Raw genomic sequence first — 15427 nt, 5'->3', positions numbered from 1 at the left:
TAAGTGCGCAAGATACAATATTGATTGATTTTTGTAAACTATTTAACTCCGATTTTAGAAAATTTATGAGAATAGATAAATATTTATGGTGCATGCGGTATTATAAAACCCGAAATATGGTTACCGAAGCCTGTAAAAAGAATCACGTGACAGTAAACGGCCTTGTTGCCAAGCCATCAAAGGAGGTTTTCCCTACTGACAAAATCACGTTCCGTAAAGACCAAATCACCCAAATCATCACCGTTCTGGACATTCCTGAAAATCGTGTTGGGGCGAAATTGGTAGATATCTATAGAAGAAACGATACCCCTGCCGAAGCCTATCAGCATTTAGAACTTTTGAAGTTATCGAAAGAGCATTATCGAAAAAACGGAACGGGAAGACCAACCAAAAAAGATCGAAGAGACATTGATGAGTTTGGAAATGAGAAAGATGAGGATATAGAAAACGAATAGTTATTTACGCTACGAGACAAATCCCGCAAATTTGTCATTTCGACGAAGGAGAAAACCCATATACAGCCATTCCTCATTCGTCTGAATGACAAAATGAAGGAAAAATTAAAAATTACAAAACCAAGTAAAAAGAACAAATTTATTTTTTTCTAAAAAGCAACCCAATGAGCAAAAATATCATCTTAACAAATCAGGAAATTGAGCATAAAATAAAAAGAATCGCTTACCAAATCTATGAAACCTTTGTAGATGAAGAAGAAATTGTCATTGCCGGAATTGCGACTAACGGTTTTACTTTTGCTAAAAAAATAGCACAAGTCCTTGAAACCATTTCGCCTCTTAAAGTTTCGCTTTGCGAAGTTCAAATCAACAAACAAAATCCTCAATTGCCAATTCACACTTCCTTATCAAAAGAACAATACGCAAACAAAGGATTGGTTCTTGTTGATGATGTATTAAATTCAGGCACCACACTAATCTATGCAGTGAGACATTTTATCGATGTTCCTTTGAAAAAATTCAAAACTGCTGTTCTAGTAGATAGAAATCATAAAAAATATCCAGTTAAAGCAGATTTTAAAGGCATATCGCTTTCTACTTCACTACTAGAACATGTACAGATTGTTTTTGATGAGAACGGGGACAATTATGCCTATTTAAGCTAAAATTCCAACAATATCCATAACCGTCTGTTCGATTGTCTTATCATCAACAATCACCTTATGTTGCGCTTGATTGTAATAAAAACTTCTGTCGAAGAGATGTTTTGCAATGAACTCTTTCATCTCGTCGTCACTTTTATCGGCTATAAGAGGACGTTTGCTCTTATTATGAGCCAATCTATTGAACAATGTCTCTATGGAAGCTTTGAGATAAACAGACACCACATTATCCCCTTTCAGCAACTCCTGATTATTTGCATAACAAGGGGTTCCTCCGCCTAAACCTATAATTAAGTTGTCGGGCGAATTCAATAATTCGATAAAAACTTCACGTTCTAACTTTCTAAAATAAATTTCCCCATGCTTTTCAAAAATAGCATTTATGGATGAATTTGTTTTCTCTTCGATCTTTTTATCTAAATCTACAAAAGGGATTTCGATAATTTTTGACAGTTTATTAGCAATTGTGGACTTCCCACAACCCATATAACCTAATAATATAATTTTTTTCATCTGAATAAAACCTTACAAATTAAGGTGTTGAGTGATTTTGTTAAAAAAAGACAAATTTATAATAAAATTGCTTGGAAAACTCCAAAATAAGTCCTTATATTTGCACCCGCATTCAAGGAAAGAATATGACTCGATAGCTCAGTTGGTAGAGCACATCACTTTTAATGATGGGGTCCTGGGTTCGAGCCCCAGTCGGGTCACAATTTTAGTGATCAACACATAATTCCCTTGAAGCATTGACTCGATAGCTCAGTTGGTAGAGCACATCACTTTTAATGATGGGGTCCTGGGTTCGAGCCCCAGTCGGGTCACTAAAGGTCGAGTAATTTATTACTTGACCTTTTCTTTTTTAAGGCCACGTGGAGAAACGGTAGACTTGCCAGCTTGAGGGGCTGGTGCTCGCAAGGGCGTGTGGGTTCAAATCCCACCGTGGTCACTTTTAAAACAAAATAAAAACCCTAACTACTTATTTAAGTGATTAGGGTTTTCTATTTAATACAACACTTATTTCATTAACTGCTGCAAAGGCTTCAACTGCTCTAAATCAATATTAGATTGCTGTAAAACGCTCATCATAGTCACAATATTAGTAGGATTCATATCCTTGCCCAAAATTCGAACAACAGCAAAGCCATTTTCTTTTCTATTGGCGAAAAGCACAAACTCCTCAATATGCTCATCTGAACCTACGTAACTTACCGAAGCACCTTCTTTTCCAGAACTAAACTTCATAAGCTGTTGGTACTTTTTATCCTTTAAAATCAAATTAACTTTAGCACGTTCCACTTCAAACTGCGCCTTGTTTGCATCATTGAGTTTAAAAGCCAGAACATTCATCTTATTAAAAGACTGCAACGCTATTTTTTGTTCCAATGACAATTTTGTTTTATCCACATTCAATATACCTGGAGAAACATCCAGTGCAATGAAGTTCTTGTTTTCAGTGTTTTCCACAAAGTATTTCTGCAATGTGGGTTCCGAATTACAACTGAACAAAAACAAACTAAAGAGCAGCGCAATGTTATAAACAGATTTCATTTTACTTTTTACCTTTTGTTGCTTTCTTCAAATCGTCACCACCAGGAATTCGCATTTTGTCCGTAAGAATAGAAATCTCACTCAAGTCGAAATCACCTGTTAACGACATTAAAACCGTGTCATCATTTTTTGCTCCTTCAATAAACATCAGCAACTCTCTTATTTGAGAATCTTTCGCCCCTGATTTTACCAGAATTTTGATGTTTTTTCCGCTGTCATTTACACGCATCAATTCTTCAAGACCCGCTGATTTTATGTACTTATCCGCAGCAACTTTCATTTCGCCTTCCACTCTGGCACTTTTTGTAGTAAAGACTTTTAAGTTGTCTAATTTTTTTATCAAATTAAGGTATTGTTGCGTTTCTTTATCGGAGGTATCCACTTTTACCTTACTCATTAAGTCAAACATTTTTTTGTTGACAACGATCGAAGTAACACCATCTTGTCCGTCGAATTTATCGAAGGCCGCCTGAGCGAAAAATGGACTTGAAACTAATACTGCTACTACTGTTATTAAAAACTTCTTCATTTTTTTATATTTATTATTGTTTAAAAATTAATTCTTTTGAATCTTGGTATTCTTGAATGTAATATACACTTTCTATGCCAACGTTTACATGATTCGATAATAATGCTAATGCTTTTTGAGTTTCTCTAAGAGCAACTTCGGGATCATCATAAGTTCCTAAATCCTGTTTCTCATTTGCATTATCATAAATATAAAATACATACGTCCCAATTCCCAGCAAAACAACTACCGAAGCCGCAATAGATAACCACACTACATAACGTTTCTTATCCCCGTCCCGAAACTTCGGGATCGGGAGTAGTGGTATTTCTTGCTTCAACATTTGCTCCTTTGCGAGCGGAAAATAACCAACCACAGGCTTGTATTGTTCTAAATGCTGCGCAACATCCAGCGAAGAAAAATAATTTTTTGTCATTGTCATTGCAAAAGCTTCTATACTATTGAAGCCATTCAAACTTTTATTTTTATCCCATAATTTTACCAAAACTTCCTGAGTCGCATCTTCCGCCTCTTCAGTACTTATGAGCAGTCGCTTAGCCAGCCGAAAGACTTTGTCCTTGAATGGCGCTATCAGCTGTACAAACTCATTTTAGTTCATAAAGAGTATTTATTAAGCGGTTATACAATCAAGACGATTCATGATTCTTTTTGTTACAAAAAAACAATAAAATAAAAACTAAAGTTAGTATTTTTACGTTTATAAAAGATATTGAACCCCCAAAACATGAAAAAAGCATACCTACTTTCCCTTTTATTTCTTTTATCCGTTTTCACTTTCCAAAGTTGTCAAGACAATGACGATGTAGCTGCACCTGCAAACTTAGACATTCAGGATTTCATCTGGAAAGGATTAAATCAATATTATTTATGGCAAGCTGATGTACCCAACTTAGCTGATGACCGATTTAATCAAACAGAATTAAATGCTTTTTTGAAAGGATATCCAAATCCAGAAACGCTATTCCAAAGCTTACTTTATAAACCGTCGAGTCTTTTCCCTAATCCTAAAGATGCTGTTGATAGATTCAGTTGGATTGTGGACGATTACTTAACATTAGAGCAGCAGCTACAAGGAACATCCAAAAATAACGGAGTTGATTTTGAGCTAAGGCGTAAATCAGCCAACAGTAATGAAATATTTGGTTATGTCCACTATATTCTTCCAAAATCAGATGCCTTTCCAAAAGACATTAAGCGTGGAGACGTTTTTTATGGTGTAAATGGAACGCAACTTACAGTGAGTAATTACCAAAGCTTATTATATGGAGCAGCTGAAAGTTACACCTTAAATTTTGCTAATCTTACTTATGATTCAAATAATGCCCCAATATTTACCCCTAACGGAAAATCCCTTGCATTGACCAAAACAATTTTAGACGAAAATCCAATTTTTATAAATAAAGTGATAATCAATGGGACTCATAGAATAGGGTATTTGATGTACAATGGTTTTTATTCAAATTATGACAACCAATTGAATGACGCCTTTGGTTTCCTAAAATCAGAAGGAGTAACTGACTTAGTTCTTGATTTACGTTATAATGGAGGAGGCTCGGTTCTTACTTCTACCCGATTGGCAAGCATGATAACTGGCTCATTGACAGGACAAGTATTCGCTAAACTAAAATGGAATGAAAAAAATAGTGACAAAAACACCAATTACCCATTCCCCGATAAAATAGAAGCCACACCGATCAACAGCCTCAACATGACCAAGATTTATATCTTGACTTCAAAAGGTACCGCATCAGCGAGTGAGCTAATTATAAATGGACTGAAGCCCTATATGCCTGTCGTACAGATAGGTGACCTAACCTATGGGAAAAATGTGGCCTCTATAACCTTATACGATTCTCCTAGTTTTGGAACAGCCAACAGAAATCCATATCATCGCTATGCTATGCAACCTATTGTCGCCAACACCGTGAATTCGGCTGGTTTTGGTGATTATTTAGGTGGATTGGAACCTACTTTTCAATTAATTGAGCACGTAAATACATACGGTGTTCTTGGCGACCAAAATGAGCCTTTATTAAATATGGCTATTAGCAAAATTACAGGAGGAACCGCCAGAACGATAAAACAAAGTCAAGGAGAAGATTTTAAATACTTTACAGATTCAAAATCTATGAATGGACAAAATCAAATGCATATTGACAAATTACCCGAAGGTTTTAGAAATACATTGAAATAATTTAAAAAAGTCTCATACTAAAAATATTTTTTTTAAGTTTACATTTAGTATTCAACATCTTAAAACAGATCTAAATGAAAAACTTAAAAAAAGTATTATTAGTAGCAATTATAATTGTCTCTTTTTCATTTATAAGCTCTAAACCATTAGAACCAAAAAAAATAAATATAGTTATTGATGCAAGTCACGGTGGAAATGATTTTGGAGTCATCTCTAATTCCATTAGTGAAAAGCAAATTGTAGAACAAGTCACTAACAAAATTAAGTCTTTAAATAGCAATGTTGTGATTCACCTTACCAGATCGGATGATCAATTTCTATCCCTTGAAGAAAGAGCTGATTTCATCAATAGAATCAAACCGGATTTAGTTTTGTCTCTACATGTAAATGCAAGCTTAAATAATAAAACATCCGGCTTGGAATTTTACGTTGCAAAAGAGACTGAATTTTTTGAAAAGTCAAATGAAATTGCAGAAAAATTAAATGATAAATTTTCAGAGAATACAAATTTAAAAATGTTAGGTGTAAAAACCGGTCCTTTTTATATTCTTAAAAAATCAGATGTACCTGCGGTAATTATTGAACTTGGTTATTTAACCAATGAAAATGACAAAAAATACTTGATTGATGACAAAGAACAAAATAGAATGGCTAAATCCATTTCGGAATTCATTTCGGAAATGAAATAGAAATAGCAGGTATAAAAAAGGCTTTCAGTGATGAAAGCCTTTTTAATTTCAAAAAAAAAATAAAACTAATTATTAAAATAAAAGCCATTTGGACCAACACCAACAGTTAGTTCTTTTTGTAAAGTTCCTGTTATAGAATAAATATATGCTTTACTGTTTGCTGTAAAATCGCCACCGTCAGCAATAAAAATACGGTTGTCATTTACTGCAAATCCGTACATTTTTCCATACGCAGAAGTAGAAGAGTAATTCACAATTGAAGTTACTGAAGCCTCATTTGCAATAATATTCATAGCATAAACAGCAGTTTCTACAGTGTAAAATATTCTATTTTCATAAATATCTAAGTTACTAGCTCCATCTAATGCTTCAGGAAAAGTAACTTTGCTAATAGTTTTGTCGGATAATTTCACTTTTACAATTTCACTTCTTCCTCCATAAGGGCTTCTTAACACATATAAAACACCATCTTTAGCTTCCATTGTATCCGCGCTTGATCCAATATTCACAGAAGTTTCAAGAGTGTTTGTACTAGGATTTACTACCAATAATTTATCATTACTGTAGGGTTCTGTAATATATAATTTGCCATTTTCAAGCACAATTCGGTTGGCTGTTGCATTCAATTCAATTTTTGAATCAACCGTATTAGTTGCTAAATTAATTACTGCTATATAATCGTCAGTATCACCACTCGCCGGATTAGCATATGAATAGGTGTTTCCATTGGTAACATATGCTTTCCCTTCTTTTACCACACCATATCTTGGGTTTTTAAGCCCAGAATCTATTTTAGCAATTAATTTAAAAGTATATCTGTTTACTACATTTATAGTATTAGAGCCACCAGCTATGATATAAGCATTGTCTCCATCAAAAAAAATTGATTGAGCATATTTTCCAAATACATCTGAACCGTTTACAGTACCATACACATCTTGCGTAAAACTACTTAAATCATTACCGATATAAGAAACTGAGCCTTGACCTGAGCCACCTTCATTCAAAATCAGAACACCATGGGTATAGGCTCCTATAGGCTCATTTGAATCATCATCATTCGAACATGAAACAAAAAACGAGATGCTGAGCGCAACTAAAAATAATTTACTGAACTTCATTATATTAAAATTTAAGGATTAAATACATATTATAATTTCTTCCTGGCATGGGTCTATCTTCTAAACTTTGGTACTCTTTATTAAATACATTTAGAATTTGAAAGCCTAGTTTAAAGGAAGATAAAAACTTCAAATCATAATCGATACCAATGTTAGAAACCATGTAATCATCAATGATTTCTTTAGGGTCATTATCTGATCTTGTATAAACAAAACCATTATATAAAAATTGATAATTAATCGATATTTTACTGTGGGCGTACGCTACAGCTCCTGTCACCTTATTGAAAGGAACAAAAAAGAGTTGCTTGTTGGTTTCTTCATTTTTTGAAATGGTGTACGCATAAGTAGCATTGGCGCTAAAGTAGTTTTTACCATAATTATTTTTCCAGCTCAGTATGGTTTCTGCTCCGCAGGCATTTACTTTTTCAGTGTTTTGAGGTGCCCAAATACCATTTTTTCCTGGAATCCATCGCAGTAAATCTTTAATTTTAATGTAATAAACCGTTTGAGAAAAGGTTATTTTTTTATACGAAAAAACATTACCAATTTCTGCCTGATATGAACTTTCGGGTTTTAAATCGGGATTTCCTCCTTCTTCCCAATACAAATCATTGTAAGTTGGAATTCTGAAATTTCGAGACAAATTTAATTTCAGATTGTAAAATTTGTTAAACGCATATGATGACCCTAAGGAGAACAATACAGGCGATTTATAGACATCATTAAATTCTTTTCGGATGCCAAATTCGTTTTGCCATTTTGTATTTACTTGTTGTTTAGCTAAAAAGGCGAACGAACCTAATTCACGAATATGATTGCCAAAACTAGTACCGTATCCTTTGGTTCTGTTGTAATCTAAAACGCCATTAATTTGTATCGATTTAAGTAATTGACAGCCTAAATCGAGTTTGGTAATTAAACTTTCTGTTTTTCCATAACTATAATAATCGCGGTCAATATCAGCAAAATATTGGTAATTTTCGAAAATATAAGCTGTTTTGAAATTGGTTGTAAGTTTATCAAAATCGCCATTGTATTCTATCAAATTACGACTAAAACCATTAATGTATTTTGATTTGGTTTCAGATTCAGAAACCAGAGAAGTATTACGGTCTGTGTTCGAAGTTTGGCTGTATAATTTAAGAATATTATTTTTATTTATTTTATATCCAAAATCAGCATTCAAACCCATCACGTCATATTGTCCATTTCTATTCCGACGTTGTTCTCCTCTCCAATTGTATTTATTTAAGTACAAATAATCATTGGTCGAGCTATTTTTTGAAAACCCAATTTGAGTGCTCCATTTTTCATTCGAAACATTCATTTTATAATTTACGCCAATAGTGTTGAAACTTCCATAATATAACTTTAAACTATTGTCGAATTGGTTGTTAAAAGATAAGTCATTGTTCAAATGAACCGTTCCACCAATAGCACCACTTCCGTAAATAACGCTTCCACCACCAGCTTTTACGTTTATCGAATTGTAATCTGAAGCCGAAATAGTATTAAAATCAGTGCTTCCGTTCATTTGCGAATTAATGTTGATTCCGTTCCAAATGACAGCGGTTTGTGATGCGGTTGTTCCTCTAAATGAAACTGTCGAAAGCATGCCTCGTCCATATTCTTTAAAATAAATAACCGAATTAAAGTTTAACAAATCAGTTAGTAATGCTTCATTTTTGTTGATTATGGAATCATTGAGTTTTAATACCGATTGTGAAGTAGAGAATTTTTTGAAGTTATTGTCAGAAACTACGACTTCTTTTAACTTTGTTATAGAATCGTTTTGTGCCGAAATAAATTGGCATACGCACAGCGAAAAGCATAGAAAGAGTTTTTGTAATGTCATAATTTCTAAACTCTTTTTCCCGAGAGTTCGATATTTGTTAACAAAGGCAGGTCTCCTGGCTCGCGTCTGTTGTTTCCCTTCCCGAGAAACTGAAATAAATTCAGTTAACTCAGTGGTTTTGTAGCTAACAACAGCATTCCAATAACGGAACTAAGCTTACAGTTGCGGGTACAGCTCAGGATTTTATTTTAGATTTTAGATTTTCTAAAAAATCTAAAATCTGTAATTCCACCTGATTCCCTTTTAATGTGTTTTAAAAATCATAACACAACCTTAATGCGGATGCAAATATAAAGTTAAAATTACTGAAAAATCAAATTTGCTTTATTTTTTAAATAAAAATTTAAACAAAAAACAGCTTTTTGACTTAAAGTAAATTCGGACTATCTTTTTCTTATAATTCAATTTTAATTACAGCACCAAAATCAACTTTATTCTGAAATGCATCTTTTAGTGGTAAATTAGTAATTCTACACAATACACTTCGAATGACTCCTGCATGAGCAACGATAATTACCGGCTTAGAACTATTTTTCAGAAGTTCATTTTCCATAAAATCAAAAACTCGATCGTGCAAATCCGTAAACGATTCCCCATTAGGTACTCGAACATTTACAAAATCATTCATCCAAGGTGTAAAATCATTTGGTGGAATTACATCCCAATTTTTCATTTCCCAATCTCCAAAATTCATTTCCAACAAACGGGAATCTTCATTAATAGAAGTAATTACTGAATTTTCTTTGATATAATTCGCCAAAAGAACACAACGCTGCAAAGGGCTGGAATAGAGAATCGCATCTTCTGGTAATTGTTTTTGAATGACTTCAAAAATCACATCGTAAGGCTTCAGTATGCCCACATCCGATTGTCCATAACAAACTCCTTTTTCACAAACCGTATCGGTATGACGTACTAAATAAACTTCCATAAAGCAATAATTGACAGATAAAATACTACTTCGCAAACTTGTTGGGTGGCACCCAAACAATCACCTGTATAACCGCCAATCCATTTCTGAAAATAACGCGCTAAAAAAAATCGAGTCAGAAAAACAGGTATTAAAACCAAAAGAATTTCCCATTGAAAATAAGACAAAGCGATAAGCGGCAACAAGCCAAAAAACAAAGCTCCCACTACTTCTCGCCAAGTGTAATTTTGAGCGATGGGTTTGCTCTTACTAGAGGCATCTTCTCTGGAATAGGCATGGGTAAAGACAATAGAAACAGCGGCGAGACGGCTCAGGGAATGAGCGGAAACAAGCAATAATAGAATTATAAATTGTGAATTATAAATTATAAATTTAGGATTATCCGAGACCTCAATTAATTGAGCCAACCCTTGAAATTTAAGCACTAACAATAGCACTAAACCTATTGCTCCATAAGCCCCAATAGCACTGTCTTTCATAATCATCAGGATTTTTTCTTTGGTCCAACCGCCACCAAAACCATCACAAACATCAGCAAAACCATCTTCATGAAAAGCTCCCGTAACTAAAACCGAAGCAATCATCGAAAACAGGACCGCAATTTCAGGAGCAACTAAATAATTAAAAACGCAATATACCCCAAAAGCCACACTACCTACAATCCAACCAATTAATGGAAAGTAACGAGACGCTTTATTTAAATAATCTGGATTATGATTGATAGTTGCAGGACACGGAATCCTGGTATAAAACATCAATGCGGTAAAAAATATGTGGAGTTCTTTTTTCATTTTTATATTATTTTTATATTTTTTTCTCCTGTAGAGACGCACCTAGAGAGACGCACTGCTGTGCGTCTCTACTGACCACTAACTCCTGCGGATTCAAAACTCGCCATATCGTTCAAGAATGCCACTGCCGATTCAATTATAGGAAAAGCAATGGCACAACCCGTGCCTTCACCCAAACGTAAATCGAGTTGCAACAGGGAACGAACTCCTAGGTAATCTAATATTTTTTGGTGTCCTTGCTCAGCGGAAGAATGGCAAAAAATAGCGTTTTTGGTAATGGATGGATTCTTTTTAAAGGCAATCAAAAAAGCGACACTGCAAATAAATCCATCTACAAGGAGAAGCATATTCTCTTCTTTTGCCTTAAGCATTCCACCAACCATTTGCATAATTTCGAAACCTCCAAAATAGGCTAATTTGCTGTCTAAATCCTCCGAACCATTATAATTATCAATGGCTTTTTTAAGGATGTTAATTTTTTGAATTAACTGTTCATCATTTACACCTGTTCCTTTTCCCACGCAATCTTCTATTGGTAATTTCAAAATAACACTCATTAAAACAGAAGCTGTAGCTGTATTCCCGATACCCATTTCACCAAAACCAATACAATTACTGCCCGTTTTTGCAATAGTGGCAACAATTTCGCTTCCTTTTATAAAACACAAGTCAACTTCTGTTTTACTCATAGCAGGTCCTTGTAAAAAAGAGTGTGTTCCTTTTCCTATTTTTGCCGAAATCAAATTGGCATTCATGGGAAAATCATAATTCACACCCGCATCCACAATTGATAATTGGATGTTATTTTGTTTGCAAAACACATTGATTGCTGCACCTCCTTCGAGAAAATTAATCACCATTTGTCTCGTAACATCTTGCGGATAAGCACTCACGCCATGATTAGCAATTCCATGATCGGCAGCAAAAACGACCATATTAGGTTTTGTGATTTTTGGTTCTAAAGTTTGAAATACCTCTCCTATTTGTTTCGCTACCACTTCCAAAATTCCTAATGACCCTAATGGCTTGGTTTTATTATCGATTTTGTATTGCAATGCTTTGGAAAAATCAGATGAAGTCTCCGTTCTATCTTGATTTTCAAAATTTATATTTTCGATTTTACTTTCGTGTAAAACTGTAATTTCTTCTATAAAAGGAGCTTCTTGTTTTTGTTTCCAATTCAATTGTTGCAACATCGGTTGGTTTTCATAATTGGTGGCAGGTTTGCCTACACAGAAATAACCCAAAGGCTCTATATTTTCAGGTAAACCCAATAATTGCTTGAACTGATAATAATTCAAAATTGAAACCCAACCCATAGAATAGCCTTGTTCTGTAAGCGAAAGCCATATATTTTGTACAGCACAAACCGAACTGAATTTTATTGCTTCATTACTGCCAACTGTTCCAATGGTAAAACTATTCAATACCGAACGATCATAACAAATCACTAATCCAAGTGGCGCTTCCTCAATCGCTTCAAGTTTTAGGGCTTGGTATTGTGTTTTTTGATTTACATCATCAGTTAGATTTGCCGCTTTTATATCATATTCTAAAAACAATTCCTTAATCGCCTTTTTAATTTCAGTCGACTTGATAAGATAGTATTTTGTAGCATCAGTCAAACCCACAGAAGGCGCCCAATGTCCCGCTTGCAGTGCTTTTTGAACCACGGCATCAGGTACTTCATCATTCGTAAAATGACGGGTGTCGCGACGGGATTTTAAAATTTCATCTAAATGGGTCATCTTGAAATAATTTGGTTTTGGTTATTCTTCCCAAACAATAAAACAATAGTCGTTATAGGTTTTGGTCGCAAATTTAGGTAATTCAATCGCTTCCGAAAACAACGGACAGTTAATAACTAAAGTATGAAATTCGCCATTTTCTCCGCAAGGATCAATACCTTTTTCTTGTAATTCTCGTGCTAATTCTTTAGTTAAAATTTTACCCAAATAACTTTCACCCATTGTTGTATTGCAGGAAACAATCATCGTTACAATGCCGCTTTCAAGCATTTGGTTTACCAAAACAATTCGGTCTTGTTGCCACAAAGGCAAAATTGCTTTTAGCGAAGCCGCCTCGCATACTTTGTCCTCCCAATCTTTATGCGGTTGTAAATCGATGTCACCAAAAACGGCTGCTTCCAAATCATACTTGGCTTTTAGCATTTTCAAAACAGCAATAAACTTTGCTTCATAATCACCCCAAGTTGCAGGAATTGCTTCCATAGGCAACTGCATTTTTTGGGCTTGCTGATTCAATATAGCTAAAGGTAATCCATGAGAACGAGACACTTTCCCGTTCTCATTCATCATATTGAGTAGCACTTTTGGAATAAATCCTTGCTGTACCGCTTGCATCATTGCATAACAACTGTCTTTTCCGCCACTCCAGGAAGTTACAAAATTCATATTTTTTCTTTTATTGTTACAGGAATTCCAGAAACCATGAGCACAACGGTATCGGCATTTTTGGCTAAATATTGGTTCATCCAGCCTTGCAATTCTGTGAATTTTCTACCAATGTGAGTTTCGGCATGGACACCCATCCCTATTTCATTGGTTACAATAATAATTGTTGCATTTTCCTGATTGGCAATAGCATCAAATTCGGTTTTAGCTTGTTCTAAGCACAAGGAAACATCATTTTTAGTATCCACGAAAAAGTTCGTCAACCAAAGTGTTACGCAATCAACAATAGCTACTTTTCCCGAAAAATCTATTTCGCTTAAGTGTTTTTCTTTTTCGATATTAATCCATCGTTCGTCACGATCTTTTTGATGGCGATCGATTCTCTTTTGGAAATCATCATCCCATTTTCTGGCTGTAGCAACATACATTGGTTTATCAGATAATTCTTTTGCTAAATTTTCGGCATAACTGCTTTTCCCGGAGCGTTCGCCGCCTGTTATTAAATATATCATTTTTATATTTTTTTAAATCCATACGGACAATGTCGACATCCATTGTCACAACAATGCCCTCTTTTTAGATGAAACCAAGCCTTAAAAACATAATTCCCATTTTCTAAATAATAGTCGATTCCTTCCACGAGATTAGTAGTCTTTGGTAAATCTTTGGCTCTGTTTTCAGTTGCGGTTTCGGGAGTTACTGTTGCCACATACTCCTCTATTTTCATCGAACAAGCGGTGGTAAAACAACTGGGACAAAGGCAATCAATACTATCTGAAGGGTTAAAAATAGGAGGAAAATCATTACACCAACATTGGCGCCCTTCTAAAGTATCACCACAATTAAAGGGTTTTTCGCAAGTAGAGCAGTTTTTGACTTTTATGCTATTCATTTGGTAAAGATACTATTTGTTCATTTTTTTACCACTAAAAATAAACAAGAAATTTTATAAATTTGATATACCTTTGTCGTTATCCAAAAATTAAATTATGAAATTTCCCTTTTATAAAATCCTTTTTGTTCTCTCTTTTTTAGCTTTCATTGGATGTAAGAAAAATGAAAAATCGGATGTCGCAAAAACAACTATCGCAAAAAACACAATTGAATATGCTTCAGGACTCGCTATTTATGAATACGACGGTTATTCAGTTGTAAAGGTGATTAATCCTTGGCCTGATGCCAATAAAAATTTCACTTACGTTCTAAAAGAAAAAAACAGTATCGTTCCGGATAGTTTACAAAAATACACTGCCGTTCAAGTTCCGTTGCAATCGATTGTGGTAACCTCAACTACAAATATTCCTTTTTTGGAAATACTTGGCGTAGAAAAATCATTGGTAGGTTTCCCACATACAGATTATATTTCCTCCGAGAAAACCAGAAAATTAATTGATGTGGGTTCCGTTAAAAACGTGGGACAAAATGAGAAATTAAACATGGAACAACTCATCGAATTGACTCCTGACCTTATTGTGACTTTTGGCATAGACAATAACAATCCGATGATTAAAAATTTAGAGAAAAGCGGCTTAAAAGTAATGATTCAGGGCGATTGGATGGAGCAATCTCCTCTTGGAAAAGCAGAATGGCTAAAACTGTATGGTGCGTTATTTGGTAAAGAAAAAGAAGCCAAAACACTTTTTGATAACATTGTAAAAAACTATAATGAGGCTTTAAAATTAGTCTCAAATAAAAAACCGGAATCAACTGTATTATATGGTTCGATGTATCAGGACCAATGGTTTGTTGCCAAAGGAAATAGCTGGGTGGCACAATTTATGAAAGATGCAAAAGCCAATTATCTTTGGTCTAATGTTGAAGGAACAGGAAGTCTGGGTTTGTCGTTTGAAAACATATTAGATAAAGCAAAAAGTGCTGATTACTGGATTGCCTCGGGTCCATTTAAAACAATATCCGAATTAGGGGACAGTAATCCGCATTACAGCCAGTTTGATGCTTTTGCAAGCAAAAACGTTTATACTTTTGAAAGTAAATTAGGGGCAAAAGGCGGAACAATTTATTATGAATTAGCACCAAGCCGACCTGATTTAGTTTTGAAGGATTATATTAAAATCTTTCATCCTGAATTGCTTCCTAAGTATACTTTTACTTTTGCACAAAAACTAAATTAAATCCTCACCCCTCCCGAAGCGTCCTATCGTGTGGACACAAATATAGATTATTTTTGCGGTTATGAATATAAGCAGAGAGTTTCAAAAGTTATCAGATAAG

The 15427-nt window shown here is 34.4% G+C and carries 17 protein-coding genes, 3 tRNA genes and 1 riboswitch; of the genes, 8 read left to right on the top strand and 12 right to left on the bottom strand.

Translation table 11 applies throughout. The annotated features are described in order from the left end of the window. The first annotated feature begins 65 nt into the window (after positions 1–65). On the top strand, positions 66–455 hold the full coding sequence (locus FNW38_RS12190) for an RNA-binding S4 domain-containing protein (RefSeq protein ID WP_143388621.1): 390 nt from the start codon (positions 66–68) through the stop codon (positions 453–455). 164 nt (positions 456–619) lie between these two features. Further along, positions 620–1120: a phosphoribosyltransferase domain-containing protein gene (locus tag FNW38_RS12185; RefSeq protein WP_143388620.1), complete on the top strand. Its 501-nt coding sequence runs from the start codon at positions 620–622 to the stop codon at positions 1118–1120. On the opposite strand, the gene FNW38_RS12180 is transcribed toward FNW38_RS12185, so the two are convergent. Continuing rightward, positions 1112–1630 (bottom strand): shikimate kinase, encoded by a 519-nt coding sequence (locus FNW38_RS12180; protein WP_143388619.1) that lies wholly within the window; start codon positions 1628–1630, stop codon positions 1112–1114. The genes FNW38_RS12185 and FNW38_RS12180 overlap by 9 nt on opposite strands. A gap of 127 nt (positions 1631–1757) precedes the next feature. Here FNW38_RS12180 and FNW38_RS12175 point away from each other — a divergent pair. The 3 genes from FNW38_RS12175 to FNW38_RS12165 all read left to right on the top strand — a co-directional run bounded on the left by FNW38_RS12175 (position 1758) and on the right by FNW38_RS12165 (position 2066). After that, positions 1758–1830: transfer RNA gene (locus FNW38_RS12175), tRNA-Lys, on the top strand. Between the two features lie 38 nt (positions 1831–1868). After that, positions 1869–1941: transfer RNA gene (locus tag FNW38_RS12170), tRNA-Lys, on the top strand. Between the two features lie 42 nt (positions 1942–1983). Beyond that, positions 1984–2066, top strand: a tRNA-Leu gene (locus tag FNW38_RS12165). 68 nt (positions 2067–2134) lie between these two features. Here the strand turns inward: FNW38_RS12165 and FNW38_RS12160 are convergent. The 3 genes from FNW38_RS12160 to FNW38_RS12150 are packed head-to-tail and all read right to left on the bottom strand — an operon-like array spanning position 2135 to position 3771. Then, the gene (locus tag FNW38_RS12160; protein WP_143388618.1) at positions 2135–2668 is read right to left on the bottom strand and encodes a DUF4252 domain-containing protein; all 534 of its coding nucleotides are present in this window, start codon (positions 2666–2668) and stop codon (positions 2135–2137) included. 1 nt (position 2669) lies between these two features. Continuing rightward, complete coding sequence (locus tag FNW38_RS12155; RefSeq protein WP_143388617.1) at positions 2670–3197, bottom strand: DUF4252 domain-containing protein; 528 nt, start codon at positions 3195–3197, stop codon at positions 2670–2672. A gap of 13 nt (positions 3198–3210) precedes the next feature. Beyond that, positions 3211–3771, bottom strand: a complete 561-nt coding sequence (locus FNW38_RS12150; RefSeq protein ID WP_235890214.1) for an RNA polymerase sigma factor — start codon at positions 3769–3771, stop codon at positions 3211–3213. A gap of 150 nt (positions 3772–3921) precedes the next feature. Here FNW38_RS12150 and FNW38_RS12145 point away from each other — a divergent pair, with 150 nt between their 5' ends. Together FNW38_RS12145 and FNW38_RS12140 are read left to right on the top strand one after the other, a co-directional pair. After that, positions 3922–5391 carry a S41 family peptidase gene (locus FNW38_RS12145; protein ID WP_143388615.1) on the top strand — a complete coding sequence of 490 codons (1470 nt, stop codon included), beginning with the start codon at positions 3922–3924 and terminating at the stop codon, positions 5389–5391. Between the two features lie 74 nt (positions 5392–5465). Beyond that, entirely contained in the window at positions 5466–6080 is a 615-nt protein-coding gene (locus FNW38_RS12140; RefSeq protein ID WP_143388614.1) for an N-acetylmuramoyl-L-alanine amidase family protein, read from the top strand. A gap of 65 nt (positions 6081–6145) precedes the next feature. Here the strand turns inward: FNW38_RS12140 and FNW38_RS12135 are convergent, their stop codons facing one another. The 8 genes from FNW38_RS12135 to FNW38_RS12100 form a co-directional block, all read right to left on the bottom strand. Further along, positions 6146–7201, bottom strand: coding sequence for a YncE family protein (locus FNW38_RS12135; RefSeq protein WP_143388613.1), 1056 nt, complete (start codon positions 7199–7201; stop codon positions 6146–6148). A 4-nt stretch (positions 7202–7205) separates the two neighbouring features. Beyond that, positions 7206–9059, bottom strand: coding sequence for a TonB-dependent receptor plug domain-containing protein (locus FNW38_RS12130; protein ID WP_143388612.1), 1854 nt, complete (start codon positions 9057–9059; stop codon positions 7206–7208). A gap of 28 nt (positions 9060–9087) precedes the next feature. Continuing rightward, positions 9088–9350, bottom strand: a riboswitch (cobalamin riboswitch). 103 nt (positions 9351–9453) lie between these two features. Next, positions 9454–9990, bottom strand: a complete 537-nt coding sequence (gene cobC / locus FNW38_RS12125; RefSeq protein ID WP_143388611.1) for an alpha-ribazole phosphatase — start codon at positions 9988–9990, stop codon at positions 9454–9456. Then, complete coding sequence (locus tag FNW38_RS12120) at positions 9975–10781, bottom strand: adenosylcobinamide-GDP ribazoletransferase (protein WP_143388610.1); 807 nt, start codon at positions 10779–10781, stop codon at positions 9975–9977. Before FNW38_RS12120 ends, cobC begins: the two co-directional genes overlap by 16 nt. 68 nt (positions 10782–10849) lie before the next feature. Further along, positions 10850–12529: a nicotinate-nucleotide--dimethylbenzimidazole phosphoribosyltransferase gene (cobT, locus tag FNW38_RS12115; protein WP_143388609.1), complete on the bottom strand. Its 1680-nt coding sequence runs from the start codon at positions 12527–12529 to the stop codon at positions 10850–10852. 21 nt (positions 12530–12550) lie between these two features. Further along, positions 12551–13195 carry a Dph6-related ATP pyrophosphatase gene (locus FNW38_RS12110; protein ID WP_143388608.1) on the bottom strand — a complete coding sequence of 215 codons (645 nt, stop codon included), beginning with the start codon at positions 13193–13195 and terminating at the stop codon, positions 12551–12553. Then, entirely contained in the window at positions 13192–13707 is a 516-nt protein-coding gene (cobU, locus tag FNW38_RS12105; protein ID WP_143388607.1) for a bifunctional adenosylcobinamide kinase/adenosylcobinamide-phosphate guanylyltransferase, read from the bottom strand. The genes FNW38_RS12110 and cobU overlap by 4 nt, the downstream gene beginning before the upstream one ends. 2 nt (positions 13708–13709) lie before the next feature. Further along, positions 13710–14087, bottom strand: coding sequence for a DUF5522 domain-containing protein (locus FNW38_RS12100; protein WP_143388606.1), 378 nt, complete (start codon positions 14085–14087; stop codon positions 13710–13712). A gap of 97 nt (positions 14088–14184) precedes the next feature. Between FNW38_RS12100 and FNW38_RS12095 the strand changes: the two genes are divergently transcribed. Continuing rightward, positions 14185–15327: an ABC transporter substrate-binding protein gene (locus tag FNW38_RS12095; protein ID WP_143388605.1), complete on the top strand. Its 1143-nt coding sequence runs from the start codon at positions 14185–14187 to the stop codon at positions 15325–15327. The last annotated feature ends 100 nt before the right edge of the window (positions 15328–15427 follow it).

The organism is Flavobacterium gawalongense, assembly GCF_007097265.1.
In the GTDB taxonomy this organism is placed as follows: Bacteria; Bacteroidota; Bacteroidia; order Flavobacteriales; family Flavobacteriaceae; genus Flavobacterium; species Flavobacterium gawalongense.
Note: the sequence above shows the minus strand (reverse complement) of the source record. Positions and strands in the feature narration are given on the sequence as shown.

What these genes read in the sequence shown, in the direction of transcription:
- FNW38_RS12155 (WP_143388617.1), bottom strand. Translation starts at nt 3,197, where the DNA reads ATGAAGAAGTTTTTAATAACAGTAGTAGCAGTATTAGTTTCAAGTCCA.
- cobU (WP_143388607.1), bottom strand. Translation starts at nt 13,707, where the DNA reads ATGATATATTTAATAACAGGCGGCGAACGCTCCGGGAAAAGCAGTTAT.
- FNW38_RS12130 (WP_143388612.1), bottom strand. Translation starts at nt 9,059, where the DNA reads ATGACATTACAAAAACTCTTTCTATGCTTTTCGCTGTGCGTATGCCAA.
- cobC (WP_143388611.1), bottom strand. Translation starts at nt 9,990, where the DNA reads ATGGAAGTTTATTTAGTACGTCATACCGATACGGTTTGTGAAAAAGGA.
- FNW38_RS12145 (WP_143388615.1), top strand. Translation starts at nt 3,922, where the DNA reads ATGAAAAAAGCATACCTACTTTCCCTTTTATTTCTTTTATCCGTTTTC.
- FNW38_RS12160 (WP_143388618.1), bottom strand. Translation starts at nt 2,668, where the DNA reads ATGAAATCTGTTTATAACATTGCGCTGCTCTTTAGTTTGTTTTTGTTC.
- FNW38_RS12180 (WP_143388619.1), bottom strand. Translation starts at nt 1,630, where the DNA reads ATGAAAAAAATTATATTATTAGGTTATATGGGTTGTGGGAAGTCCACA.
- FNW38_RS12140 (WP_143388614.1), top strand. Translation starts at nt 5,466, where the DNA reads ATGAAAAACTTAAAAAAAGTATTATTAGTAGCAATTATAATTGTCTCT.
- FNW38_RS12120 (WP_143388610.1), bottom strand. Translation starts at nt 10,781, where the DNA reads ATGAAAAAAGAACTCCACATATTTTTTACCGCATTGATGTTTTATACC.
- FNW38_RS12185 (WP_143388620.1), top strand. Translation starts at nt 620, where the DNA reads ATGAGCAAAAATATCATCTTAACAAATCAGGAAATTGAGCATAAAATA.
- FNW38_RS12095 (WP_143388605.1), top strand. Translation starts at nt 14,185, where the DNA reads ATGAAATTTCCCTTTTATAAAATCCTTTTTGTTCTCTCTTTTTTAGCT.
- FNW38_RS12190 (WP_143388621.1), top strand. Translation starts at nt 66, where the DNA reads ATGAGAATAGATAAATATTTATGGTGCATGCGGTATTATAAAACCCGA.
- FNW38_RS12100 (WP_143388606.1), bottom strand. Translation starts at nt 14,087, where the DNA reads ATGAATAGCATAAAAGTCAAAAACTGCTCTACTTGCGAAAAACCCTTT.
- FNW38_RS12135 (WP_143388613.1), bottom strand. Translation starts at nt 7,201, where the DNA reads ATGAAGTTCAGTAAATTATTTTTAGTTGCGCTCAGCATCTCGTTTTTT.
- cobT (WP_143388609.1), bottom strand. Translation starts at nt 12,529, where the DNA reads ATGACCCATTTAGATGAAATTTTAAAATCCCGTCGCGACACCCGTCAT.
- FNW38_RS12110 (WP_143388608.1), bottom strand. Translation starts at nt 13,195, where the DNA reads ATGAATTTTGTAACTTCCTGGAGTGGCGGAAAAGACAGTTGTTATGCA.